This is a genomic window from Halomonas sp. Cn5-12 (assembly GCF_021532545.1).
Taxonomy (GTDB): Bacteria; Pseudomonadota; Gammaproteobacteria; order Pseudomonadales; family Halomonadaceae; genus Vreelandella; species Vreelandella aquamarina.
This window is the reverse complement of the sequence record NZ_JAKGAY010000003.1, coordinates 139,535-165,992: the sequence shown is the minus strand read 5'-3', so window position 1 is coordinate 165,992 and position 26,458 is coordinate 139,535. Positions and strand designations below refer to the sequence as shown.

Here is a 26,458-nt window from a genome sequence, read left to right as displayed (position 1 = left end):
ATGCCGGGGCCACCACCCCGGCATCTTTATTTTTTGGAGGTCATCATGCCCCATAGCAAACTCAAAGCCGGTGAAGTGGCGGGCACTTACTTAGTCACGTCACCAGTCACAGAAACCGACATCATTACCATGGCCAAGCGGTTCGCACGCCGCAAGCTCGCCAAAGGCCGCAAGATCTCACAGCCCTCGCAAGCGTTTGAGCACCTGCAGCTCCTGCTTCAGGACTATGAGTACGAGGTGTTCAGCGTGCTGTTCCTCGATAGCCAACACCGTGTCATCCGCTTTGAAGAGCTGTTTCGCGGCACTATTGATTCAGCCAGCGTGTACCCAAGAGAAGTTTTGAAAGCGGCACTCGCTTACAACGCCGCTGCAGTCATCCTCGTTCATAACCACCCTAGTGGCGATCCTGAGCCTAGTGATGCGGATCGGCGTATTACCGAGCGCTTAAAGGAAGCGCTTGGCTTGATGGATATTCGGGTGATTGATCATGTGGTGGTGGGTAGTGATGGGTGTAAGTCATTTGCGGAAATGGGGTATTTGTAAACATCTGCTTGAATGAAATAGAGCTGCCTCACTGGGCAGCTCCTGAAATGATGCAATCTTTTTTTTGGTTAAGACGGCAAACGGCCAGAAGCTGCCTTTTAGTACTCTCTGATATAACGCCGCATTCTGCGCCTTGTCGCTGCATTATTTTTTTATGCCTTCTTAGCTGACATATTGCGCAAATCATGTGCTTTGCCACTCTTCTGGAACCAGCGCCGGAGGCTTTGTCCAAGGCTCTTCGACCAACGATTCTTGAAACCATTGGTCACGAAGGTTCGCGTGCTCGGTGATGATCAGTTGGAAACCGGGGACTTCCTCCTGAGTGAACTTTAGCAATAGTTCAAACAGTCGGCGCACTGCATCTAGGTCGGCGTCGGCCTCTGTCTTCTGTATTGATCCATCGGCGTCGTTATAGACCTGCTCAGATGGAAAATAGACCTGAGTAGGCTGATCGATCAGCAGGAATCGAGGTATTGGCCGGTTATTCTTTGCGGCGAAAAGATGTAGCGCAAGCAGTGCCGATAGGTGGTAGGCCAAATGATTTTCGCCGCCTCCAGTCCGCGCCATCGGAACCGGGCGTTCTGGGCGATCGAAAATTATAGTCAACTGTGGCAGGTTTAACCGAGCGGGGTAAGGACTGAACTCGGCGTTGAACTTTTGTATATAACGTGACAGATTTACGGAGATAGTGTTGAGAATCGAGGCTAAGCGCTCGTTGCTGTCATCCGCGCCAATCTGGTCTTCAAGCTGCTTAACCTTGTTGTCAAGACGACGATTCTGTGCTTCCAACCGAGCAAGTTCTGCGTTCGGCAGAAGCGTCTCTAGGAACAGGCTGATGCGACCAACCACGCGTGCTGCCGCATTATTACGAGAGCCCATTTGAGATATGACCTCGTTAGCCGAGATCGCCGCAGATAGCTCTGTTTCCTTCTGCTTTATGGCGCCCGCTATCTCGTCCACTTTGCTCGTCAGTTCGGAAAGGTAGGATTCGAGCTTTGGACGCTGGCCGGTAGCGATGCGCAATTCGCTGTCAAGCGACTTTAACTCGCCGAGCAAGGCCGCCGCGATTGGAGACTCCATCGCTAGGTTTCGTTCGCTGAACGGCCATTGCCATTCACCGTTGTCTGGGTTTTTCGGCAAAGCCTTGATCGACGCCAGTCGATCCAATTGCTCGGCTGCCTCATTCTCGTAGCCACCCGCCCGCTTGGCAAACTGTCGTGCCGCGTCGATCCTCGATTGAGTGTCGCGTCGATCCTGACGCAACTGGCTTAGATCTTCTTCCAAGAGCGAAATCCGGCTGCCGTCGTCGTCGGGTACCATTTCGGGCTTCCACGCCAGCGCAGACCTCAGCGCCTCGATGATCCCGCTTCCATTCGTGCTCTCCCCGCCTCTAATGACACCGACGCTTCTGGCTTCCGAATAGAGGCCAATGGCCTGCTCGTGCGATGTGTCGATAGCGTTGCTCGCCTGTTCCAACTGCTTGCTGTTAATCCTAAGGTCCCGCTGGGCTGTGCGTAGACGAGATTCCAGTTCATAGCGGTCGCCGGAAGAGACGCCGAGCAGGATCGGCAGAGTGTCGCGGATTGCCTGAGGCTGGTACGGCTCGTTCTGGCGATAGAAAAGCTGATCCTTGTTGGCTATCAGCCCTTGCTTCTGGAACAGATAGTAGAACGTGTGCTTGACGTTCGCGTCGTAACTGTCGCGGCTGTGTTCAAGCGCGACATCTGTGCGGTTCTCGCGAATACCGAGTAAACGCGACAGCAATTCCACAACGCTATCGTCATCAACGTTGGCCACCAAATCCTTGAACGCAGGCGTCTGTAACTGAGTACCACGTCGGAGCATCGCCATGCTGCAACTGGCTCCTACGCTAGGTGGGCTCGGCTTAGCCACTAGAACCTGCTCTTTCTCGAACTGATAGACCACGGCGAACCATGCCACTTTGTCGCGAATTACGCCTTCGGGAACATTGAATGAGGAGCGGCCCATGCAATACTCAATGATCTCGGAGAGTGCGGACTTGCCGGTAGATGAGCGTCCGGTGATGACATTGAGCCCTTCGACCCTAAACCGGAGATCCCGGCGTTGACCGTCGTGGCTGTAGATATGGATAGAGCTAATCTTCATGGACGAATCCCAAAAGTCGTGTAAACGGTCACCGGATCGGCAATGCGTGCGAATTCCCGTCCCAAGATCCGTGCTACTTTCTGGCAAGAAACGGTCTCGTCAGTTCCCCGGACGGTCTTGCGCACTTTGTTGGGCACGGTCTGAATGCGACCGTCATCCCCAACTACGATGCACCCCCGTTCCATGAGCAAACCGAAACCCTCGAAGACATAAGGCAACATCTGCGTCACTCGGTCAGCGAACCCCAGTGTAATCTGCTGGTTCTTTTCCGTGATCTTGAGGAGATAACTACGCGGACTGTCTGCAAGGACTTCTCGCGAATCCTTGTGTAGGCACAATGGCAGTACCAGCAGAGAAAGGGAGAAAGGCATCCCGCGAGTATCTTGTTCCTCGTAACTAGAGAGGGCACGGTACAGTACCAAACCGCAGAAGGCTGGGTTGAACAGATTCCGAATCTCGACAGGGCGCAGGTTCCATTGCTTCATGAGGCCACTCCGAGTACTTTGCTAAGACGATCAAGAAATCCGGGGTGCCAGTAGACCCTAGGCTTGGGCGTGGCATCGGCCAAAATATGGAAGCTTCCGCGGAGGACATAAGGCTCAGTAACCCGGGCGCGGATGCGTAAGGATTCGAGCTTTCCTGTCTCGAACTCCGCCCAGTTATAGAGGGTCGCGCCGGCTTCACGAAGCGCGTTCTCGGCGCTATCGTCTGCCAACTTTTCGAAGACGACATCCTTGTAGCGATTCCACTCGTCAGCAAGACGATCTTCGTATTCCTCGACTTCTCCTGACACCAGCAGGTTCTCGCGTGCCCAAGCGGATCGCTGCTCAAACGCGCGATAGTAATCTAGGACAGCGCTTCTGATCCGGCTGGAGGAGAGGCCGATCTCGCGGAGTTGCGCCACGAACAAGCGAGGATCTTCCTCAATATCAATCTCGCCTGCGTGCTGTTTTCCCCGAAAGGTGATGGGAAGGTTGTCCGCTTTATATTCCTCGGCAAAGTTGGAGAGCTTGTCCGATACCTCGTAACCGAAAATTCCTTCCGGCCGTGCGTGTGTCAACTGCTTTATCACGGCGTCAGTCCACCAACCTTCCAGTCGCTCGAAAACGAACTCGCGGTGCTCGCGCCGGATGCTTCGCATGTGCTTATCCCTGATGATCGACGGGATATCATCGATACGTGGGCTGCCGTCAAGGATCAGAATACGTTCGAGAAAATCCTGCTTCTCTGGCTCACTCAGCTCGTTGAACGACACAGCGATCGGCGCGATGAGTTGCGACCTTGAATTAGCGAGCGAGGCATTTGCCAGTTCAGTTAGTGTCACCAAATCGCTTGAACGAACGGGCTGGTCAGGGAGAAGACGTTCGAGAAACGAGCCGGCACTGACGGTACCCGTAGTAAACAGGAAGAACTGCAAGTTTGATGCGGAACTTCCATCACGTTTGTACCGTTCCAGCCAGATGTTCACCGACTTCCAAAAGTCCGTGGAAAGATCGGCCAGCCTGTCTCCGACCGCCTTGTGCTTGAGTGATGCTAGGGATTTTCCGCCATCACAGTCGATGAAATCGAGGTCATCGTCTTTTTCCAAGAAGACGGCGGTGTCCTCCGGCAATTGCAATAAACGGAGCAGGGCGAGACGTGCCTGGTAGATATATCCCAAGCCTTGTTCGCTGGCTGAATATTTGTCGGTTTTTGTAATCGTCATTGGCTCAACCGATACCTAATTATATTTTCAAGGGTCGCAGTCTACCCAGCGTCAATGTTGACGACCATCCCTTCTGATGGGCTTGATCCATACACCACTTAATGCGATTACTCTCTCCGGCATAACAGTGATTAGGGCTCCCCTCGCTACGTTTAAATCCGGTAGTCATAAACTAAAGGGCTGGGGAATCTACGCTATTGGAACAATTCAGGCTGTGGCTTAAAATCATTGCCTGAGCTCCTGAAAGTGGCTGTCTCGACTGGTTTGCCTAGCAGCATGAAGTCGGGAATATCAAGTGGTGGTAACGTCTTCAACACACCCGCCGCGTCATCTTTGAGTTTCTCCCGCAACTCCATTAGAAGCCTACCAAGTACGTTTTGCCCTACTAATATATCGCCAGACTCGTCTGCCAGCTTGGCTCCCCAAAAATCATCCTTGCGTGATTGCTCTACGATCGGCTTATCACAAGTCGCAAGCAGCAGTCGACCAAACTCCTCATAGTTCTGCGCGAGCTTAACGCGCAGGCACCAGCGCATGACCTTGTGTCTGACCTCGTACCAATCCGGCCTTGAGTCTTTTCGATGCGGCTTGCTCTTCATCTTGGCGGTCATCGGGCTGCGCTGCCGGATGATTTCCCGTTGGACTTCCGGCATGTGAGGGAAGCGACAGGCTTGATACAGGGCCTCCGAGGTTAAGATGCGAATGCCGTTGATCTGCAAGGGGTAGCCCGACGCCATGTTGGATAGGCCACCAAAAGTCTCCTTCGTCCTGTAGACAACGACAACCTCGCTGCGGACGTAGGTCCGCAAGAGGCTTTTCTCATGTTGAGTTAGACTAGAACCTGAAGGCATCGAAGATATTCCTCGCGGAGGAATAGCCCTCACGCTGTAGTAGCGGGTACCAGTGCAGGGCCCCCGAGATCGCCTCTGGATCTCCCCACCACATTGCAAGTGGACAATTGTTCGGGCAATTCCGGTAAGTGACGATCATCGAGCCAAAACCCACGCCAAACGGGCTGAATCCGAGAGGGCGCATGGACTGTTTTGGGTTCTCGCTCTTTGCCCTGATCTTCGCCCCTGCAATAAGGAACTCACTCTCCAAGACTTGACGGCCCGCTTCAGATGAGAATGGTTTGATAGCTGCTGCGCTTGGCTGTCGAGGCTCGAAGGGGAACTTCGTAGGTAAAGCCATGTAGTTCTGAAGCTCAGCCTCCTCAGGGATCACCGTGGGCCAAAGCACTCCTGAACTGTTCTTGTACCACTTGCGGTTCTCAATCTCTAGGGCGCGCCAATACTTGATGGCGATCTTCTTACCCGACTGTTCGACTACGCTCTTAAGCCTTCTATCGACTAGGTACGACCCTCCTGAGTGAAGAGCAGCAACGATGACATGAACCGTAGCCGACTGCGGCGCGTCATTGACTATCCACGGCTCAAGGTCATTGCCTATGCGGTTGCCGCTGAACATCACGTCGTCAATGTAAATAAAGTCACCTCCGTCCTCTCCACAGTCGTCCAGGTCGAGGCCACATTCCTCTTCGAGGCACTTCGAGAAGAGCCTCAGCATCTCTTTCTGGCTCTGACCATTTTGTTGGATGCTCAAGAAGTTTGTAGACGACCAATACGTGGTAGGGTCGTCGGCACCAGCCAACTTCGCGTTGGTCACGAGGCCGCGGAGGAAGTCCTTCACGTTCTTTCGCGTGAAGAAGGTCTGCTTGATAACATGCTCAAACTCTCGCAGGAAGGGCAACTGCTGGGCGGGCGTGAACTGTTGAAGCCAGCGGTCAACGTGCTCCGGTGTCGGCTCGGCAAGGTCCCTTTTTCGATAGGTCCTGATCTCGTTCGCTACGGAGGCGAGCAGGTCATCACGTTCGCTCATCTAGTATTCCCCTGCCAATTGACAAATCTTAAATTTTCTTTGTATTTATACCCAAGATCGACACAATAATAGGCGCCACATGTGTATGTAGTAGACATACACCCTAACAGTGATTATAAAACCCTCTGCATATCTTCAATGAACCCTGCAGCACATTCATTCAGGTTATACAGCCTTTAATTCACGACCTATCCCTATGAATTTAAAATAAATTAAATATAAATAGTAATAATAACATAGATTGTCGTGGCGCCTGCATAACACGGCTGAATCAGTTTGCCGCTTTCGGCGTAAAGTCCGCTTTGGGTCGCTCTCAGCCATAAGGGATCTTTCAAATCTTTATGGTGAACGACCGCTCTAGGCTGCAATCGCACCGACATTGCGCAAACGGGGCACAGCAATATCTCATCGAATTCACACTCTTCAGCCAGATACTCCAATCCCCCTTCAATTTGAACAACTTGCGTTTCATCACCAGGGTACTGTCTCCGGCGTCAGCGGTATGTCAAAGTAAAGGCCTCCGTCCTGGAGTGATGTGCACAGGATGCCACCTTCAGCGACCATGTCGTCCGCAATGTCTCCTATGACCTCAAAAACACCTTGGTCTCGCCATGTGCCGTACTGGGCCGCTATTGTGTTGCAGGCTTCATACAATCTGTGGAAATAGGCTTTAAACCAATGGCCATCAAGTGCTGCGTCGAAGTTCGGCCTTTTGTATAACTCTAAGCCGTGTCCGGCTAGATTTCCGAGATAATAAGCAGCGTATTTCAGCAAGTTGCCGTAGGCTCGACAAGCTTCACAGTAAACCTTTTCCACGTCGCCGTGTAAACGATAAGCTTTAATTGATTCGTTGGCTTCCTGACGCGCTGTGCCCATGTGTTTGATCAGCGTTTCTTCATAGCCTTCGGTAGGATCTTCGCCGAAGCCAGCGCTAAGACGCGTTGCTGCATACTCATCCCAGCACGCTAGGATCACATCGCTGCGGGCCCTGTCTCGTATGTCCCTGAAGCATTTACGCAAAAGTACGCCTGGAATGGCAGCTTCAAACTTGCCGGTAATCTCGACGTGTGCACACTCGTGGGCCACGATGTGCAGCGCTGACTGGAAATCAGGGTGGGTGTCATCCAGAAGTGGCCACAGGTACTGGGCATTGAAGACGATATGGCTTTTAAGCATCCCATCGCGAAGCACTGATGGCGTCATCGCGACGCCAACAACAGCCCCTTCCGACGGTGTGAGGGTGTGACTGCTTTCGTAGCCGCGATCTAGCTCAGCCAGTGCTTGAGCGTAATCCTCGGCAACCGTCACGCCGTCCAGCTCGGATAGATTAAACACACGGCTGAACTGGCGAACTACCTGCCCAATCTGCGTTGCGATCATGCGCGCCTCGTCCTCACTAGGAAAAGCTCCCCTGGCGGTAATGGCAAATTGTTCAGGCACAGTGGTCGAGGCCTGGTTGGTCTCTGTATTGTCAGTCGACTCTGCCACCTTGATGATTTCTCGGCTCTCAAAAGTTTGGGTGTGGGACAGGCTTGGATCCATGGCCAGTTATAGTTGGATCTGCATTGGGACATCATTATTGGCAGACTGCTTGCTACCGATCAGCTTTGTGGTTCCCAGAAGGGACTACCATCAACAACTTGCTGCAAAACACTCATGAACCAATGACACTCTAACGGCAGTAATGGTTCGAGCCATGACTGTAAACTAACCTTAGCACATGACAAGCGTGAACTGAGCCATTCTTTGACATTCAGCTGTTGGTGGATCATGCCATTAACGTTCCAACTAAAATTTCTTTTACACCTTGGAATAACGGCAAGCTGGTTGGGCAGAAGTCGCCTCTGCGCCTTAGGGATATCTGGGCCATACGTGTGCGCCTACAGCTTCCCAAAAAGACGAGAGACCTTGCCCTCTTCAATTTAGCCATCGATAGCAAATTACGAGGCTACGACCTCGTCAATTTACGAGTACGAGATATAGCCCATGGTGCGTGCATATCATCACGAGTCATCGTAATGCAGAAAAAAACGCATCGACCTGTCCAGTTCGAAATAACCGAGCAAACCCGCATGCTGATATACCGTCGAACGAAAAATTTAAGGGCAGTGCAACTGCTCCTGGGTCACACAAAGCTGGAAAGCACCGTCAGGTATCTAGGGATAGAGGTCGATGATGCGTTGGAAATGGCAGAACAGACTGAAGTTTAATAAGGACAAACGACTGCCTATCCTGGGCCGTCGTTGTTCGCCCAAAAGCGGTCGTTGGGTGTCTAGGAAACTAGGGGCGATTAACTGATCTAAACGGCGAACCACGTGGCCCTATCAAATGTCGATAATTGCCCAACCTGCCTGCTGCAGTGCTGTCCTCCTCTTGGTCTCGGCCTTACCCTCACCCAACGAGCTTTTTCGCATGGCCAGACAAAGCATATGAGTCGGCCTGGTCATCGCCACGTACATGAGCATCATGCTCTTCTTCGCCGCCTCGTTCGGACGCTTCGCAGCTGAGGCTTTGCCTTCAAGCCACGGCAAGAGCTTGTTGACGAAGTGAGTGCGGTTGTACGTTTCCAGAATCAGGGTGGCAGCATGCGTTTTACCCTTCTCGGCGTGAATCGAAGACAACCGGATGTTCACGTTCTCAGAACCGGTCTCAAACCTGTACGTGTTGAGCAGCGCACCACCGTTGTCACCTGGGTCTTCTACCAGAGGGGCAGTTGACCAAGCGAGATAGGCTTTAGCATCCGCTGCTGCCAGCAGTTGATCAGAAAAGACCAAATTTGCAGCAAGATCCATTAAGCCTGAAGCAACCACTGCATCCCATTCCGCCTGGGTAATATCAGCGGGGCTAAACAACAGCCGTTCGAGCCATTCACGATATGCAGCGGCCACTCCAGGACGCCCGGCAAGATGCTGTTCGACGCATTGATGACTGCGAGACCTCGCCACAATCGCGTCACGGGGAAACGCCAGGCGCACAAGGGTCAACAAGCAGGACGCAATCAGTTCCACGCCTAGAGCCGCAGTTGCATCCCTAGCAACATAGCGACGAGCGATGTGCATACCCTCTGAAAACGTACGCGGCTTGAACGAAGGCTTATTAACCTCTGACTGATACGGAGCCCAGTAATGCTCAACCGCTTTGGGGTAGTGCTCTGGATTGTCATTCTCCAGTCGATGTACCGCTCCAATCGCATAGATACCTGATGTCCGGACATCTGCAGGTAAGTGCTGGATCAGCAGCTGCCCATAGGCATCTAGGACATTACTCACGTCGTCATCAGGGAAGACGATGATGGTGTTGGGAGCAGGCTGGTTTGCACCACTCTGCCGTAATCCTACCAGGCCGCCAGTGATTGGCAGGTAGGCAAAGGGATTGGCGATGGACGCGATCGACTGATTGAAGCGGAAGCTACTAGCGATTTCCATGGTGCTCGATTGATCAGGGAACGGCTCTGGTAGCTCCACCTTCACATCGAAGATTTCCTGGTTGGGATCCCCAACCCTGATGACACAAACATCTGGATCCTGACGCGGGAAAACCTTGCTCAAGATGTTGGCCTGCTCGTACCGCGTATCTTGCATCTCATCGACCAAAACGCAGGGAAAGCGCAATCGCAAAGCGCTCGCTACCTCAGGTTCCTTAACCAGCAGCGCATCAGCCAAAACGAACACTTCATCGAAGCAAAAATGCCCTGTCTTGGCTGCATGAGCCATCGCTTTGCAGGCATTTTTGTAGGTGTCCGTATGAGCCCCGAATTTCAGACTCAAACCGGTTAGCGGGTTGTCGAAATCGACAGTTCTTAAGCGCAAACTTTCCACTTTGATAAACGCCGATTCGAACGCTTTCTTCATGCCCGCGTATTCCCTGGGTTTCAGTGCTTTCCGGCGGGCGGCATGTGTGAGTTCATCGTCGATGGCCGTGAGGGTAATGCCTTCCGATCGAAGCCATGGTGAAGCAAGGAATCGCCCAGTGAAGCCATGGATAGTGTCGATGCAATGTGGGTAGCGAAGCAGACGTTGCCCAATCTCCGAGCCTCCCAAGCGATGTTCAATTTCCTCCCGCGCTGCGTTGGTATGTGAAAGGACACAGATACCCTGAGTTCGACTCTTCCAATGGCGAGCGAGGATCGCCAGTTTGGCCACCACTAATGTGGTCTTGCCGCTGCCAGGGCAAGCGGAGACGTCCAGTGAGCTCATGGACTTCAGGAAGCTGCGCCTAGGCTCGTCTAATGCCTCCAATTTCATGAGATTGGTGACCCACTCCACATCGTCGTCGGTTATCGGATCAATGAGCTGGGTCAGGTTCATTCCTCGTTCTCTTCAACAGCTGCTGAAGTGCAGGCTACAGTGCCCGTGGCAACCGACGTGACCGTAGACCCCATCGGCGGTACTGCTGAGCCACTGGTGGCGTATTCGATCGCGTGATTCACAGACTTTGATAGCGAGTCACGCAGAGTTGTCGCATCCAGCGTCTTAGCCTCGAAACGGTCTTCTATCAGGTCGATCAGATGCTGGGCAGTAATGGTTTTGGAGGCCTTCTTGACCAGCTTGTAGACAGCCGAACACCTGGCCTCCTTGGTGGAGTGGGCTGCCTCAATCGCCTTGAATGCGGTTTCAGCCTCAACCAAAAGAGCTGCTCTAGTCACCTTCCCCTGATCAACCTTTTCCTCGTTGATCGCTAGGTAAGCTGCCGCGTGCACCTCAGGCGCAAGACCGGAAAAGGCCAGGTCATATTCGAGTGTCCAGTGGTCTGCTACGAAGGTTCGAACGCACTGTCCGTCGCTCACCATCCGCTTCTGACGATGCTCAGCCATACCGGCTTCTTGCTCTGCAATATTCGCGCCGAAATCACGCACAGTCTTCCAGCGGCGGCTAGTACTGCTCCACTTGGGATCAGTCGGCCCCGTTACCAATTCGTGAATCTCAGGCGCGCAGTCAGGCATGACATCCATATCGGTAATACACGCCGTAGGAATGGAGATCTCACCCTTGCTCGTATCTCGACGCTGCATGATCTTGGAGTAGCGCCGCAACCCTACGCCGCCCACATTGATCACCGACACACCATGTTTGGTCAGGTCTTTTCCAAGCATACGCGCAAGGGCTGGCAGAAGGATCGCTTCAGCATCGCCCTCCACCACCAACAGCCCTTTGGCGAAGAACAATCCTGCTTTCGTGACATCAAGGAATCGACTCAGGAACCGATAGTCATCGGCGCCCAAGCAGGTCTGATCTTCAGCCAGGGAGAACGCGTGCCCTTGATGCATGAGCACAAGATTCTGGATCGGAATCTTTGAGCTTAAATTCGGGCTGTGTGTGGTCAGAACCACCTGTACCGGTCTCAAACCATCCTCAGGTTTCGCGGCCTTCTCAAGAAACTCCATAAGCTGCAGTTGCCGCTGCGGGTGCAGGTGAGCTTCAGGCTCTTCAATCAATAGCAGCGGCAAGCCGTCCGGCTCTTTTCCAAGCAGGAGGAGCTCGCAGGCCATAAATAGTACGTTGTTCGAGCCCAGTCCATACACGCCCCGAGATTCCCTCGAAGCGTGATTAAGCAGTCCGAGCTCTAGGCGCTCAAGGATCTGTTTCAGCCTCGCATCCTCGGTACCCCCCTCGCCGAAACTGATACGGCTTGTCAGGGGCCGTCCCGCAAGAGAAAGCGGGGCCAGGTAGTTTTGGTTGATAGCATGTTCAGCGCTGACGATAGCGGTGTGCTTGTTCACCAGATACCGCATGTAGTCGCCCATACCAGCAATGCTCAACGCTTCTGCATCAACGGGGCTAGCAGGCGGGGTGGCGGTATCGAAAGCGTTTCCGACATCGATGTTTGGGAAGCTGCTCAAAACCTGAGAGAGCCGAGAATTGCGGCCTGGCGACATCTCGCGCTCCGCATCACGTAATGGTTTCAAGTAAGCAGTGGCGAGCAGAAGACGGGCCCCTGCATCCAGGGACGGTCCTTCCCCGTTCTCTCCGGAACGCACTGAAATATCCACCCATCTGCGGGTGAGCGTTGAGCCTTGGACGCGCGTGGCTGACCAATGAATGTGCAGCCGACCCACGCTGTTCTTGTAAGTAACATACTCAGCGAACGCACCCAGTTCGGCCTTACTCAAACCATCTAATGTGCACCTCAGCGTAATAGTGCTGGCCTGAGCTCCGCTGTTATCGATATGGAAATCTTCTAGTTGCAGCTTCTGGTATTCAGCATCACGGGTTTGCAGTACATACCGGATCGCATCGATGACTGCCGTTTTACCTGCATCATTTTCTCCAACCAGCGCGGTGACACCTGGGTTGAAGGCGACCTCCAAGCCATGGTTGGCCTGGCCAAACTGGCGGAAATTTTCTATTTTCAAAATAGATAGGTACACAGCGACGCTCCCTGTTACTCATGACGAGGCAGGGACGCCTATCTTGGCCATTTCTGCCAACCCAGTGCTGATCCCTGATGACTGGTAGATTTATGACATGATCTATCGGGCGAAACCAATATCTTAGGATGACTGTCTGCTCCTGGCCGTTAGCCGCCCTCCACCAACTTCCGCTTTGGGTCGTTATCAGCCAATAGCGATCACTCATAATTCTTAAGATGACAGTATCTGAATGAAAAGCGGCTGTCACCTCTCACGAGCGTGCACGCATGAAGCTTTTACTGAATTATGGTTCGAAGGTTAGTAACAAAGAATCAGCAATAAGGGAGTCAGCGTCCAAAACAGTTCAGTTCTGCTCAATGAGAGCCAAAACCAAAGTATGGGCTGGGGTATGGGCTGACTGAATCACAGACACAAAAAAGCCGCTGAAATCAGCGGCTTATTCGTAATGCTTGGCGGAGGGACAGGGATTCGAACCCTGGATAGGCTATTAACCTATGCCGGTTTTCAAGACACCGAAACCATACCCCGCCTGAATATAAGCAACTGATATTTATATAGTTATCTGCTGGGTGCAACGTGAATTTGCTATATCAACGGCGCATAACGTGCTGTTGCTCACGTCAGCAACGGTGACGCGCTCACAATCCCTTCACAGAGCTTTCAGGCATGGCTGCATGCCTGAGCGTTCTTCCTGCTTCGCAATCCCCGATCTACTCCCGCACTGCTATCCTGATTCAAAACGAACAGGAGCCACCCATGGAAACCCCCGCCGACTACTTCAACCGAAAGCTCACCGATGAAGAGCTGGTTGCCAAACTGCGCAAATTGCCCGCCAACCGCGCTTGCCGAGAGGCTGCGGACAGAATTGAAGAGCTGGCTGGACTAAAACGCCCCGCCCCATCGAGTGATGAACCAGTATAAGTATGCGGCCCTGCAGTGGCGCAAGTCTTTGGAGCGCCGGGGTTGGCACAACATCCGAAAAGGCGTGCCGATCAAGAAGGTCGTGGAGTTTCACATCATTTACCGCGGCGAGCTGCATAGTGGTCGCTGTAAAGTCTTGCACCTTAGTTCGCAAGACACCTACGACCCGGGGACGCTGGCCTACTTGTTTCGTCGCACTGACTTGATCACCGAGGGCGTTTGGCGATTGCCCCGCGATCAGAATGCAGAGCTAGGCTGGGTTGTTCGAGATTTTGACTTGGGCGGTTAGTACAAAGCGCCAAACGTACTGATAGAAACGTTATAGCTTCGCTTACCTGATCACATCAATCAGCATTGCAAGGCCCTCGCAGTAAATAGCCTGCAGATGTACCCTCTATGAAAAGCTACTGGAGCCTGCAATGGAATTAGGCAATTTACTTGGCATCGCAGTAACGCTTTTGATGCTCGGTGGGCTAGTGATGACCCAGTTAAACGGCGGCCTTGGTATGTGGCTGGCCGTTAGCTGGGTTGGCATCCCTGCCTTTTTTCTGGTGGCTGGCCTACTGGTCAACCACCACTCCCTCCTGTTTGGCTTGGCTATCGCCATGGGCATCTATGCATTTAGGCGTCGTTAGCCAGTCGCTGTTGCTCTACCTCCCTTCCCAGCACTTCCACAATGCGGTTTCGCACCGTGCGTAGGCGCTCAAGCTCGCGACGCTTATAGTCCGGGTCCATCTCTGCACTTTGGCGCACTTGATCCATCCGCTTGTTAATGTCGGATAGGTCGCCGCGCGCATCCTGCAGCTGCTTGCGCAAGCGGAGCAAGTCTCCCTTGTTCTGGGCAAGTTCCCTCGCCTCCTCTATTGCCCCCATCTCTTCCATTTTTCGCAAGTCTGAATAAACCCGATCAGCTTCTTGCAGGCCTTGATAGAAAACATCCATGTAACGCGTCGAATAAGCCGGCGTCTCTAAGTCACGATAGAAGCGACGGATAGGCCGTGATTCCGTCCAGCGGCTACTGGGTGCCTGCTGGCCATTGGCGCGCCGCCAGAACGTATCCGACATGCCTGCCGCATAGCCGCCAACGCTTCCCAAGTAACCATTCACTAGGTAGTCGATCTGCAGCGGTGAGAGTGCCAGCATACTGTCATTGCCAATAACGTTCTCAAGGCTGCCTGACAACCAGCGCGCTGGCATGGTGGTGCTAGACCGGAAACGCAAGCTAGGCGAAAGCTGCTGGTCCCAATAGGGTTCAATCGGCCGATCACGGAACGGATCACGGTTGGCATAGATATCCAATAACGGCGCTGCCGCCTGCGGTACCGGACTAAAGCTGAACGTTTGGCTGATCATGTGCCATAGCCGTTCTTTAAACAGGTCGCCACCTGCCGTGTCGTCAATAAACTGCTGCGTGACGCGCTCGGCCATGGTGGAAATGGCACCTACTTCAAACGGCTTCGGAATGAAATAAACGTCATCACCGTTGCGAATGTACCAATAGGTATCCTTCTGCCATTCCGGCAATGCCTGGTACTCCTCGTCATCGTTGTTGTGCATCAACAGGCCGATAGACGCCACCATCAACGCACCGGTCACAATAGAGAAACGCTTGGCTCGCACCTTGTCCGAATCGCTACCTTTGCCAAAGGCGGTTAGTAGTGTTGGTTTAAAGCCATCGCGGTACAACTTATCGAGGCCCTGAATGCGTGCGTTTAAGAACGGCACGGTATCAATGAGAAACCGCGTCATAAACCAACTGCCGTGGTTCGAGAAGTCCATTAGGTCGCGCGCCTGAAAGGCGGCGTATAGCTTCCCTTTATCAAGATTGGCTTGGTACACCTTGGCACGGTTCACGTTTTCAGCAAACTCGGTGGCTTCATTCCAGCGACGCCACAGGAACTTGCCCGCTTGCAGTGCGGCACCCGGGTCGTTGATTACCTTGGCACGGCGCAGGTTTCGGTTTAGCTGGGCTTTGAGCTCGTCGCTCCGATCTCCGTAGAGGTGACCGAAGTTAAAGGAGCCGCCGCTGGCAATCATTTGCGCACGGTTTCGCTTGTTGGCGTAGTAACCTGCGCCACGCACAGCATTCCATAGGGGGTTCATGCCCGCCGGTGTTACCGCCGCCGACTGCAGAGAGTCGCGGATGGTATTCGCCGCCACGAACTCAGGCGTGACCGTGACCATGTTAGTCAGCAAACGCTTAAACCAGCGCATGGCTTTCAAGCCCGAGCTATCCATTACTGCCTTCATGCCCGCGTCTGTCATGTTCACCAGCGCTTTGTACACTAGGTCATCGCTGATCTCGTAAAACACTTGCTTGCCATCGCGCAGAATGAACGTCGACGATTTAGGATCACGGTTTGACTCGGCCACCTCGCCTGCAATGCCTACTGCTACTGCGTTTTCGATGGCCTGCGTGGCCGCTTGGTTTTTCAGAGAGGCCGAGAGCAGATGGTGGTAGTTCATCAACGTGTTTTCCAGCAGGTCGCCAATGCGCATATCCGCACCTTTAAGGCGCTGGTAGGCACGCTGCCGCGTCAGACCTGCCGTGGAAGCTGGCCCCTGTACATCGTGCGTGTTCTCATCCAGCACTCGGTAGAACGGGACGTAAAACTCTTCCGCCCAAATTTCGCGCTGGTCACGGGTCAACGACTCCCACTCCTGCATGATGTTGTTGTACTGCTGGTCTGGCGTGTTCAGCGCATCCGGCTGCAATGTGTCGTTGACGTAGGTGTCTAGCCACTGCTCAAGCTCTTGGCGCGCCTGCGCATATATAGCCTGAGCGTTGTCGAGCATGTCGCCATCGGCATCATTGCGCATGGAGACATCGGCACGCTTTAGCTTATTCACCAGCGCTTCCGGAGCGCCGTACTGGCGAGCGATCACGAGCGCGGCCTCTGGCTCGCTCATCGCTTTGCGCAGCAAGCCAGACTGCTCGGCAATGCTCAGCACGTCGTCACGAATTGCCTGGAATTGCTCAAACACGCGCGGGTAAAGCGTGCGGCGAGCCTCGCCGTTTTTAGCGCGACCGTTATTCAGCTCCATCAAACCGCGAATATGACGCTCTTCAAAATAGTTTTCACGGCCTTGCTCCCGCAGCTTTTCAGCACGGTTACCGGCGATCCAGCCCATAAAGCGGCTTACCTCGGCGGCATCGCCCAGCTGGGCCAGCACTTCGTGCAAGCTGTTTTTCTCGCCCTCCTGCAGCTCGATGACTTTCTGCTCAGGGTCGAGACGGATGCGGCCGCTATGAATCAGCGTATGCAACGCGCCCTGCGCTGCCGGTGCCATGCGCGCCAGGATCCAGCTGGAGGAGGCAGTGCTGCTCTCGATGAAGTCGCGTCCCAGCGCTTTCTCGTCCAGCTCCTTTAGGGCTGCGTATTTGTCCACTAGGCCGGCGCGCATTTTCACCGCAGCGCGATCCCCGATATCGCGCACCTTGGCCATGGCAGAACCGGTCACCCCCAGGGGCCCGATCATGTCGAGAGCCTCGGCTTGGTCGGCGTCGAGGTCGCTGAACTCGTCGGAGACACGGCTGGTATCTGTGCGGCGGCGCATGGCAAAGGTCATGTTGTCGGCTTGGCCGTCGTCGGCCTCGGCCTGCTGACGGCGCAGGTAGTCGCGCGACCTCTCGCCAAGCTCCAGCACGTCGGTAGTGGTCCAGGGGATCGCAGGGAGCAAGTGGCGCAGCAGCTCCTTCATCTTTGCCACGGCGCGCTGCCATGCGGCAGGCCGATGCCCATTTTCGATCAGGTGCGCCACCATCTCTTCGGCGATGGTGACATGGTGGTCAGGGTTGCTGGTGTCGAGGAAGGGGTAATCACGCAGCACTTCGTCCCGCGCCTCGCGCCCAATGCGGCTGTGCGGAAGGCGGCGATACAGCTGCCGCATCACCGGCTCGAGCTCTGCGCCCAATACGCCACGGATGCCCTTGTGGCCCACCGCCTCATGGATGGCAGTACGCACCGCCTCGCCAACGCTGTCGTTGTTCTCGGCGATGATGTACAGGCGGTTGCCTTCATAGAAGCCACGCACATCAAGCGGATTGACTCCGTTTAGGGCCATTTTCAGCAGCGACATAGGCGGTAGCTGAGTGGTGTTTTCTACCACTTCGAAATCGCCTAGTTGCTCACTCATGCTCTCAAGCGCTGTCACCACATCTTCGGCGGTCGGTGGCGCTTCTGGGCGGTCGGACTGAGGGGTTACAGAGTAGCGCTGATCGTTGGCGTTTTCGCTTGCGGCCTCAATAAACGCCTGCCGCTGCGCTTCGCTTTCAAACTGAAAGCCAGGGATTGCACCGTCGCGTTTATAGCTGGACCAGTAGCCGCCGTTTGCTTTAGCTATGTCACGCAGTGCGTTAAAGGCGTTGCGCTCCACGCGGCCATTCATCTTGGCAACAAACAGCTCAATGCCTTTTTTGGCGTGGGTTGTTTGCGCTGTCTCAAAGCTAGCGCCTTGGCCTGACAAGTTTGCTGCCGCCGTGTCTACTTGCGCTACGGTTGGCGGCTCGGGACGATTGCGACCAATATCAACGCCTTCAATGCGATCAAACAGGTCGTTGATAGAGTCGGCATTACTTAGATCGATGAGGCGGCTAGGCGCACCCGCTTCGTTGTCTGCGCGCTTATCCAGAATGACGATGCGCGTGGCTACTTTGGTCGCTGCACGCTCAAACGTTGAGGTTGGTAGTTTAATATCAGCGACCATGCTGACGCCTTCCGTTTCCTCAAACCACTTGTCAAAGCGCTTATCGGCAGCAGGCCCCGTAGGGATCAACGCCACCACACGGCCGCCTTGGCGCAGGTGTGTCTTGAACGCGCGGTCCAGGTGTGCAATCGCCGTTGAGCCACCAAGCCCAAACGGCGGATTCATTACAATGCTGTCGTACTTGTTGGATTTCGCCAGGTCTTCAAACGTCGTCTCATAGACCTTGGCATCCCCCGCGGCTAGGCGAAGGCGAGACGCCAGCTCATAGGACGGCTCAACTAGGTGCGTCTGCGCTGTTTCGGGAATCCAGCGCGCAATCGCGCCATGGCCTGCGCTCGGTTCCAGAACATCATCACCGGCACGAATACCGGCCCACTCCACCATCTTGAGCCCCACCGGTTCAGGCGTCGCAAAGTAGTCCTTGCCTTCGCGGGATTTATTGCGAGCATTGCGCTTCTGCTGACCGTAGTAGAACGACCTAGCGCGGTCGAAGTCGGTCATTTCTGCAGCGGTGCGATCAAGCTCTTTACCGCCAACTCCTTCACCTTCCATGCCCGCTGGGTAATTATCCGCGTCTTGATACGCTTCGATAATGTTGTCTTTCAGCGCGCGCGCCAGATTGCCCATGGCTAGGTTTTCAGCAGTGCCTGCCCGCTCGGCGAGCTTACTGGCCACCATCGAGCGTTCCATTGATAGCCCGGTACTCATTAGGCGCTGTATCGCGTTGGATTGAACGCCCACACGGTAAATACGGCCTTCGGTTTGAATCTGCGCGGTCGGCTTCACCGGCAGGCCAAGGTTGATAAGTACGCGTTGATGCTTGCCGCTGGTGTCGTGCAGGGAAATACCCGCGCTACCGGCGTCGGTCTGCACGGCGATTATGTCAATGCCGCTATTGTCACGGTTGAAGCGCTCGACGTTTTTCGCGCGTTCGCCTTTGCTGACGGTGCCGTTAAACTCCACCATGCGTTCGCCAAAAGCCTTATTGAGCGCATCACGCGGCGACTGCAAGCCGGTCAGGTCAAGGTTGTATAGATCCGGGCGTTCGGCTTCCAGGCGCTTAAAAATGTTTGAGTCGCCTTCTCCCGCCATTGGCCGGAAGGGGTGGAAGCCGCCACCCTTGTTGTAGTCGTGAAAAACCACGACCTTGCGACCTTGCTTGAGGTGCTGCTGGATATAAGGAACGGCGTGCTTGGCTTTGATCGATTCCAGCAAATACGCGCGGTTCAGGTAGTTGAAGCGCTTGCTGATACGCTCGGAAAGCTCGTCCCACACGGACGCTTCGGCTTGCGCTTGCTCATCGCCTTCGCGGCCTTGCTCGCGGGCAGCGCGTGCGCGCTCCTGAATCCACTCAAGCCCTTCATCGATACGCGTGCCAATGCCGTCGGCCACCAGCTGGAAGCGGCGGTCGTAATCCTGGTCAACCTCCAGCATCCGGGCACGCATGGCGCCGTCTTTCTTGAGCTTTTCGTTGAACTCGCGCTCCAGTGGCGCAACGTCAACTTCCGGCCCCGGCGTGTTGAGCTTGTTGTAGCGCATCCGGTAGCCGAAGTTCTGCATGAAGAAACGCTCGCGCGCGTCGCCCTGGTTATAGCTGGGCGTGCCGTCGGTGCGCGTCTGGCCTTCGTCATAATCGAACAGGTAGCCGTTAGCCCACTCTACTGATTTGCGATAGGCAAACGGTGTCGCTGATAAGAAGGCAGTCCGCGTGCCGCGCGCTTCCCACTTACTCGCCTGGGTTTGTTCAATGTCTTTAGCTAGCTGGTCAAGCTCGTCGGCTACCTGCTTTCGCTCCTCAGACAGCCGCGTCTCTCTATTGGCATCCTCACCTCGTCCACTATCAAGGGACTGTACGCGAGCGGCCTCTGCCTGCGATCTCAGTGTTTCTAGCCGTTCAACCAGGTCAGGCCGCTGCATTTCAGCTAAGCGCCGCGCCGAGCCAGGGTAGCCAGTGAGTGCGCGAAGCGTAGAAAGCGCTCCGGTTTCCTGGAACTCGTCACGCTGTAGCAGGTTGTGGGCTTCGTCGGCAATGATTAAATCCCACTCGCGCTCAGCCAGGCTATTGTTCTGCCTCATGTTGGCGTAAGTGGTGATAACAGAGCCCTCACCGCCATTGTCGCGGGTGTCACGCAGCTGCTTAATGCTTAGATCGACATTCTCGCCGGCGGCCATCCAGTCGCGCGCAATCTTGTCACTAGGCACCACAATCAAGATATTGGGGCGGCCCATTAGTGCGTGACGCTTGGCAACGCCTAAGCCTGAGTAAGTCTTGCCGGTGCCGGTGCCGTTAGCGAATAAAACGCCACGCCCGTTAGCTTCAAAAAAGCGGCGCTCAGCAAAAGCAACATCTTCTTGCTGAACCTTGAGAAGCTGCGGCAAGGTTTCGGCAATACTATCCAGTGACGCGGGTACCACATCATCTTGAGCAATCGCTGCGGGTGCAGCCTTACTTACCGCATCGACAGTCTTTTGAGCATGTCGTGTAACTGTTCGGCTTGCTCGGGCGTCAGTCGGTGCTCCTCCGTCATCACCATCACGGCTTCGTCCGCTGTCGTCACGTCCGGTAGGCTCGCGCGCAACGTCATACTCCCCGTCTCCTCGATGTACGCGGTTATCGCTTCTTGTTCGGCCAGTACCGGCGCTATCTTCTGATACGCCAGGGCGACCGGGTCGGGAACGCCGCTCACTTCCAGCGCCTGGGCTTGGCTCTCCATCGCTTCGTTGAGCTCGTCCTGATCCATCGCGAACAGCTTCTCTGCCCACGTCGTTTTCAGCGGCTGAGACTCCAGTATCTGGTTCAGTACGCTGGCCGGTACTTGATACATCGGCGTCGCCCTCGTTGGTTAGTGTATTCAGCGCCTCACGCACCGCGCCGGGATCATCCATTCCGGTCACATCGAGGCCGCTATCTTCCATCATATCGCGGCCACCATTGTACCAAGCACGCAGGTAAGGACGTATTTGCTCTACGTTGGTACCGAGATCACGCGCCATGGTGCGCGCAAAGTCGGTAAAGCGCCGCGCACCGGCTTCTAGGTGGAAAGCTGCCAGCTCGGTACCTAAAGACAGCATTTCGGGGTCGATGCCGCTATTTAACTGCCCTAATTTCGCCCGCAAGCGTGCACGAATCTCTTCGGCTCGGTCGCGGCTAACCAGTGTATTGGTATCGCCCCAGGCGCTATCTTGTGATTGCGCTTCGCTGTCAGGCTCAGGCTGGCTCACCACCTGAGCAAGGGTTGCATTCGCGTTTCGATAAGCCCCCAGCCACTCCCCCTGACTAATAACGGTGGAGCTACCGCTTTCCGTATTAGTGATATCCAGGCTGCCATCTTTTCCTATGGCGTTGACCCTGTAGCCGTTTCCAGTGCGTGCGTATCCGGCATCGCGATTCATCGTGATCATATCGCCAGGCACGGCGCCGCCGAAGGCTTCGCTTGCTCGCTGCTGACGTGGGTTTAGCTTAGGAGGCTTGCGCGGCTTACTTGCTCTGGATGTGACCGCAGGAGCCTCAGCAGGCGGCTGTGCTGGCTGTGCGCCGAAAATATCACTTTGCCCACGCGAGGCGGCAATATCAGCGGTGCGGTTGCTGCCGCTTAGCACAAAGTCTTCAGCATCGCGGTCTGCTTGGGCGCGCTGCGCTTCTTGGTTGCGCTGGTTGGCTTCGGCCTGTTCAGCCTGTTGGACTTGCTGCTCGCGTTGCGCAAGGCTTTCTTCTGTTTGCATTTCCAACAGAGGAGTGGTGTTTTCGCTGTCGTTGACTCGTCCCTGTAGAGGGGCATCATCATCGTTACGTCTCGCTTTTATGCTTTCAACGACCTTCTGCACCGTGAGGTTTTGGTAGCTCTCTCGCTGCTGGCGATATAACTCTGGATTAACCTTCCTGCTGCGAGCGGCAGGCAACTGCATGGCGAAATCAGTGGATTGCATGGTATTAAAAAAGGCTTCAACTGCCATGCTTAATGCCTGGTCGTCTACCAGAGCACTTCGAAGCCCTTTTTCACTAGTCAACTTGTCAGCCAGCTGATCGGCCAGCTCATCCGTTGAATACAGCCGCTCATCACTTGGGGGATTGCTGGCTTCAGCATTTTCTCCAGGCACTGAATTGAGGTCTGGTGCCACAAAACCCCATCCACCCTCTACCTCAACGGGCTGGGCGTTGGGCGTATCACGGAAGCGCTTGGATAGCTCGACGGCTTTGCGCGTCTGAAACGGCTTGCCGTCGGTCTTTAGCGTTACCGCTGGCTCTGCTTGCGCTCCTGCTCCAGGGCGTGGGCGTTGTTCTCCTGCACGCGCTGTTCGTGCGTCGTTGACTGCAGGTACTGGTTCACTTCTTCCAGCGTCTTGCCCTGCTTGATCAGCCTGTCCGCTGCTAGGTGCTGGTGTACGTCCTTCGCTCGTTGCTGGGCTGTTTGAGCCATTTAGTAGTGCCTCTTTAAGTTCTCGCGTCACGCTGGCCAGTGTTTCGCCATCCTTCACACGGCGCGCGGCGTCATTGATCTGCTGGTTAATTTCCGGCGTGGTTGTCGCCCGCTCAAGTAGCGCAATAGCGTCTGCCGAGGTTTCCTGCAGGGCGTTGTTGCGGTCTTTGGCGATGCGGTTGCCTGCCTGCTCAGCCGTTTGGGCGTTATCATTCAGCGTAGCGAATAAGCGCTTGTCGCGCACCAGGGTTTGGCGCAGGTTATCCATGACCTTCACGCGCTCACCAATGAGAGATTCTGCCGGATCATCACCAAACAAGCCGCCTTGCTCGCCTTGGCTTTCAGCAAAGCCAGCTTGGCGTACTTCATTGGCTAGCAGCTCGCGCTGATTATCGTTGGTCGGCTTCACGCGCTGGAACACGCCCACGGCGGCGAGCTGCTGGTCGGGGTCTGAAAATGACCGACCAATGACTGCACCGTCTTTTTCGGCAATGACCTTGTTAAGCACCGCTCCAAACGGCTCAGTGTCCAGCTTGGCAATGTCGGCACCGTCGCGCACAAGCTGCGTGCGTGGCAGGTTGCTCTCGCGAATCACCGTATCAATATCGCCTTCGCTGTTCCGGAACACCTTGGCGGCATCTATCGAAGTGGCGCTACCGGCGGCAATGTTCGCCTCAGCGGCGGCACGGCGCGCATCCTCAACGGTAACGCCATCGGCTTCACGCAGCACAATCGCGTTCACGTCTGGCTGTTGTAGCTGGCGAGCTAGGTTAATGCGGTGGTGACCATCGGCGGCGTACACGCTGCCATCGGTGCGCTCATGCAGGATTAGGTTACCCGCGCGTAGGTCGTCCCACCTCTTGACGCCTTCCAGGCGCGTGTCTACACCCTGCTCATTAACCTCTGTACGGAACTGGTAGGCTTCAGGGTCTACCTTGATGCTTTCAACAGGTACACGGCGCGGCGTCTTGGCGTCAGGATTGGGCGAGGGCTGGTCAGGGGCAAGCGCTGGCTCAGGCTGGGCCACTGCTGGGTGCTCTACTTCTTGAGCTACTTCTTGAGTCACTTCTTCTGCTTGCTCGTCTTGGCGCGCAACGTCCGGTGTTTCGGGCGGTGCCAGAGATTCATCAGCCACCTGCTCACCGTTAATCGTGATCGTGGTGTCGGGCAGGTTGGCGTTAGGATCGTAGTCGGGAATGCCATCTTGGGCAGCCTGCTCCCGCCACGCTTCTTCCCAGCGGCGCTGGGCATCCATATCCAAGCCTGCTGCTTGCTCTGGTGCCGCTTCGGCTTCTGGCGCAGCGTCAACCGTAGGCTCTGGCTCTTGAGTAGGCTGTGATGGTGGCTCGCGGTTATCGTACCGCTCGTTGATCGCAGCAATATCTTCTGGCGTGCGCTCACGGACAGCATCATTAGGCGTGCGCTCTGGCGTGGCGTCTAAGCCGCCACCGGCTGCGCCCGCAAGGCCAAGGCCGCCGCCGAACATACCGCCCAATACAGCATCGCCAAAAGTGCCCTCGCTTATATCTTGGTTGCCACCAATGGCGCGGTTGGTATTAGCGCGAGCCATCATGGTCTCGCTTACTTCCTGTAGTGCTTCGGCGGGCGCTTGAAGGCCGACACTATCCACTGTGCGGCCTGCGATGCCGCCGCCAATTGCTTTTTGCATAGGGCCAAGCACGTAACTGGTGACCGCACCGCCAGCTGCACCTATGGGCGCACCGCCCAAGAAGGCTGCTGCGCCTGCGGTTTTGGCAGTCTGCTGCTGGGCTTCATCATGGCTTAGGCCGTTATCGCGCAAGTCGCGGTATAGCGTTGACGCTTCACTCAGCTGCGTCTCGTCCATGCCCATCACACGCTCTTCGGCCTCGTTGGCTTGCGAGCCACCGGCCTGCGTGCCACCCATTAGAGTCATGGCCACCGCCACCCGCTGCGGCGAGCCTGCCAGCATAGTGGCCGCCTGCGGCGCAAACTGGCCGATCAGTCCGGCCATTTGCGCGGCATAGCCGGTAACGCTGGGGTCTTCACCCATGGACCAAGTACTAGGCTTGAACACGTCGCCTTCTGGCGTGCTGTCCTTCATTACTTCGCGGAAGGCTTCGGTCTGGCTGGCGTCAATTTGCTCCGAACCTTTCTGCATCCAGCCTTCAAACGCCTGGAACGCATCGCTCGGTGCCATGCCACCAAGCGCGGCATCGCCTTTATCGATCAGGTCGCCCAAGCCCAGTTTGCGCAGTCCGGACTCCACTAAATCGCCACCCCAGGAAAGGAAATCACCGGCGCCGCCCACGGCGTAACCCGTGCCACTCACACCACCTTCTAGCGCTTCCAGTCCAAAGTCACTCGCGCGAATAGAGTCAGACGGCTGCTCGGCAGACGATTGAGGCTGCTCTCGCTGAGGCGCGCGCTCCATGGCCAACCCTGTTGGCTCTACTGGCTGTTCACTAGCAGCGGGCGCTTCCTGGCTTGCATAACGCTCCCACGGTTTGGCAGGCGCGGCATTTGAGGGCTGCTGTTGCTGATACTTTTCCCATGGTGCTGCCATTAGCGCGCTCTCCAATTGTCCGGGTTCGCGGGGTCGCCGCCTAAAAATTCATAACCGTCTTCTACGTGGCCGACTTGCGGGGCACCTGGCTGGGTGTTTTCCGGCTGCTGGTCTGGCTGTTGTGCCGGCTGTTGATTGGCGGCTTGTTGGCCTCCAGGTCGGTCAAAGGCTTGGCGTGAGGCCACATCTAGCTCCTGAGCTAATTGCTCACGGCGGGCAGATAGCTCTACGCGCGCTTCTTCTGATAAAGAGTACGAGTCCAGCTGTTCATCAACCCGGTCAAGCTCATCGCCAAGGAAGCTGATATAGCGGGTGTCCATTTGCGAGCTCTCACCAGCCCTGGCGCGCACCGCTTCGTAGGCTTCTGCGAAGGTTGGGTAGACCTCGCGCTCCACCAGCGCTTGTGCCTCTTGAATGCGGCTTGGCGTGCTGCTACCACTGCCCCCTGCTTGAGGCGCACGCCCAATCACCTGCTTCGTTTCGCCGGTCACCGTATTGCGCTGCAGGATAGAACCGCCCGGCCCTTCAACCTGCTCCCAACGCTCGTTGCTATCACCACGCAACAAACCAAGCACTTGTGTCGCACGCTGCTGGGCTTCTGGCGTGCGCATGGTATTGCGTAGCAAACGCATGCCTTGCACCTGCTCTACTAGCGCCTCCACCGGTACGTATTTCACCAAGTCGTCATCAGCGGTGCCGCGCCCTTCGGTCATCGGTGCGCGGTAGGTGTTGCCGTCCTCGCCCACGACTTCAAGCTCAAGCGCCACGCTTTGGCCGTCTGGGGCCGGGTACATACCGACCACGCGCTTTTGGCCACCTTCGCCGCGGTTAATCTCAGCGCCAAACATTTGATTGAGGGCTTCCAGGCTTTCTGGATCGTTGGCGTCGACAGTGGTGTCAGGGTCAATCACTGCCATGGCCTGATTGATCGACGCGTCTGTCTGCGGATCTAGCGCGGCCCAAAACTTCGGGTACCGGCGCAGGGTTTCCAGCTCGTCTTCGGCGACGTCCATGCCGGAGCCGATCTTGCCGAGCGTGAACTGTATTTCTTCCATATCGCGCTGCCGCTGCACATCTTCTTGCTGGGCACTGAACTGTTGCTTCTGCATGTCGAATTGCTCGGCTTGCATCGCATCCTGTTTTTCAGCGCGCTCATTCTGGAATTGCTGTTGCTGATACTGGTTCATCAGCCCAAAGCCTTGCGCGAAGCCGCTGGCCAAGCCGCGTGTATCGAGTCCTGACAT

At 55.5% G+C, this 26,458-nt stretch carries 14 protein-coding genes; 4 read left to right on the top strand and 10 right to left on the bottom strand.

What is annotated here, in order from left to right; genetic code table 11:
• Entirely contained in the window at window positions 1–543 is a 543-nt protein-coding gene (gene radC, locus L1249_RS03485; protein WP_442908418.1) for a RadC family protein, read from the top strand.
• A gap of 183 nt (window positions 544–726) precedes the next feature.
• Here the strand turns inward: radC and L1249_RS17655 are convergent, their stop codons facing one another.
• From L1249_RS17655 to L1249_RS03440, 8 genes are all read right to left on the bottom strand, one after another.
• The gene (locus tag L1249_RS17655; RefSeq protein WP_442908419.1) at window positions 727–1,422 is read right to left on the bottom strand and encodes a DUF3732 domain-containing protein; all 696 of its coding nucleotides are present in this window, start codon (window positions 1,420–1,422) and stop codon (window positions 727–729) included.
• A 1,244-nt stretch (window positions 1,423–2,666) separates the two neighbouring features.
• On the bottom strand, window positions 2,667–3,155 hold the full coding sequence (locus L1249_RS03475) for a three component ABC system middle component (RefSeq protein ID WP_081192953.1): 489 nt from the start codon (window positions 3,153–3,155) through the stop codon (window positions 2,667–2,669).
• Window positions 3,152–4,375, bottom strand: coding sequence for an ABC-three component system protein (locus L1249_RS03470; protein ID WP_235253372.1), 1,224 nt, complete (start codon window positions 4,373–4,375; stop codon window positions 3,152–3,154). Before L1249_RS03470 ends, L1249_RS03475 begins: the two co-directional genes overlap by 4 nt.
• Window positions 4,376–4,569: 194 nt before the next feature.
• Complete coding sequence (locus L1249_RS03465; protein WP_235253370.1) at window positions 4,570–5,226, bottom strand: NADAR family protein; 657 nt, start codon at window positions 5,224–5,226, stop codon at window positions 4,570–4,572.
• Entirely contained in the window at window positions 5,210–6,253 is a 1,044-nt protein-coding gene (locus tag L1249_RS03460) for a phosphoribosyltransferase-like protein (RefSeq protein WP_235253369.1), read from the bottom strand. Before L1249_RS03460 ends, L1249_RS03465 begins: the two co-directional genes overlap by 17 nt.
• Window positions 6,254–6,724: 471 nt before the next feature.
• Window positions 6,725–7,633 (bottom strand): hypothetical protein, encoded by a 909-nt coding sequence (locus L1249_RS03455; RefSeq protein WP_235253368.1) that lies wholly within the window; start codon window positions 7,631–7,633, stop codon window positions 6,725–6,727.
• A 944-nt stretch (window positions 7,634–8,577) separates the two neighbouring features.
• Complete coding sequence (locus L1249_RS03445) at window positions 8,578–10,560, bottom strand: UvrD-helicase domain-containing protein (protein WP_235253367.1); 1,983 nt, start codon at window positions 10,558–10,560, stop codon at window positions 8,578–8,580.
• A complete protein-coding gene (locus L1249_RS03440; protein ID WP_235253366.1) occupies window positions 10,557–12,620 on the bottom strand; it encodes an ATP-dependent nuclease in 2,064 nt (687 codons plus the stop codon). The genes L1249_RS03445 and L1249_RS03440 overlap by 4 nt, the downstream gene beginning before the upstream one ends.
• A 759-nt stretch (window positions 12,621–13,379) precedes the next feature.
• On the opposite strand from L1249_RS03440, the gene L1249_RS03435 reads away from it, so the two are divergent.
• The 3 genes from L1249_RS03435 to L1249_RS03425 all read left to right on the top strand — a co-directional run bounded on the left by L1249_RS03435 (window position 13,380) and on the right by L1249_RS03425 (window position 14,179).
• A complete protein-coding gene (locus L1249_RS03435) occupies window positions 13,380–13,544 on the top strand; it encodes a hypothetical protein (protein WP_235253365.1) in 165 nt (54 codons plus the stop codon).
• On the top strand, window positions 13,531–13,833 hold the full coding sequence (locus L1249_RS03430) for a hypothetical protein (protein ID WP_235253364.1): 303 nt from the start codon (window positions 13,531–13,533) through the stop codon (window positions 13,831–13,833). Before L1249_RS03435 ends, L1249_RS03430 begins: the two co-directional genes overlap by 14 nt.
• A 130-nt stretch (window positions 13,834–13,963) precedes the next feature.
• Window positions 13,964–14,179, top strand: a complete 216-nt coding sequence (locus tag L1249_RS03425) for a hypothetical protein (RefSeq protein ID WP_235253362.1) — start codon at window positions 13,964–13,966, stop codon at window positions 14,177–14,179.
• Here the strand turns inward: L1249_RS03425 and L1249_RS03420 are convergent.
• Window positions 14,166–25,214: an LPD38 domain-containing protein gene (locus L1249_RS03420; RefSeq protein WP_235253361.1), complete on the bottom strand. Its 11,049-nt coding sequence runs from the start codon at window positions 25,212–25,214 to the stop codon at window positions 14,166–14,168. The genes L1249_RS03425 and L1249_RS03420 overlap by 14 nt on opposite strands.
• The gene (locus L1249_RS03415; RefSeq protein ID WP_235253360.1) at window positions 25,214–26,458 is read right to left on the bottom strand and encodes a hypothetical protein; all 1,245 of its coding nucleotides are present in this window, start codon (window positions 26,456–26,458) and stop codon (window positions 25,214–25,216) included. Before L1249_RS03415 ends, L1249_RS03420 begins: the two co-directional genes overlap by 1 nt.

Excerpts from the sequence above, each read along its gene's own strand:
- L1249_RS03445 (WP_235253367.1), bottom strand. The coding sequence starts at position 10,560 with ATGAACCTGACCCAGCTCATTGATCCGATAACCGACGACGATGTGGAG.
- L1249_RS03460 (WP_235253369.1), bottom strand. The coding sequence starts at position 6,253 with ATGAGCGAACGTGATGACCTGCTCGCCTCCGTAGCGAACGAGATCAGG.
- L1249_RS17655 (WP_442908419.1), bottom strand. The coding sequence starts at position 1,422 with ATGGGCTCTCGTAATAATGCGGCAGCACGCGTGGTTGGTCGCATCAGC.
- L1249_RS03455 (WP_235253368.1), bottom strand. The coding sequence starts at position 7,633 with ATGATCGCAACGCAGATTGGGCAGGTAGTTCGCCAGTTCAGCCGTGTG.
- L1249_RS03415 (WP_235253360.1), bottom strand. The coding sequence starts at position 26,458 with ATGTCAGGACTCGATACACGCGGCTTGGCCAGCGGCTTCGCGCAAGGC.
- radC (WP_442908418.1), top strand. The coding sequence starts at position 1 with ATGCCGGGGCCACCACCCCGGCATCTTTATTTTTTGGAGGTCATCATG.
- L1249_RS03435 (WP_235253365.1), top strand. The coding sequence starts at position 13,380 with ATGGAAACCCCCGCCGACTACTTCAACCGAAAGCTCACCGATGAAGAG.
- L1249_RS03430 (WP_235253364.1), top strand. The coding sequence starts at position 13,531 with ATGAACCAGTATAAGTATGCGGCCCTGCAGTGGCGCAAGTCTTTGGAG.
- L1249_RS03465 (WP_235253370.1), bottom strand. The coding sequence starts at position 5,226 with ATGCCTTCAGGTTCTAGTCTAACTCAACATGAGAAAAGCCTCTTGCGG.
- L1249_RS03420 (WP_235253361.1), bottom strand. The coding sequence starts at position 25,214 with ATGGCAGCACCATGGGAAAAGTATCAGCAACAGCAGCCCTCAAATGCC.
- L1249_RS03425 (WP_235253362.1), top strand. The coding sequence starts at position 13,964 with ATGGAATTAGGCAATTTACTTGGCATCGCAGTAACGCTTTTGATGCTC.
- L1249_RS03475 (WP_081192953.1), bottom strand. The coding sequence starts at position 3,155 with ATGAAGCAATGGAACCTGCGCCCTGTCGAGATTCGGAATCTGTTCAAC.
- L1249_RS03470 (WP_235253372.1), bottom strand. The coding sequence starts at position 4,375 with ATGACGATTACAAAAACCGACAAATATTCAGCCAGCGAACAAGGCTTG.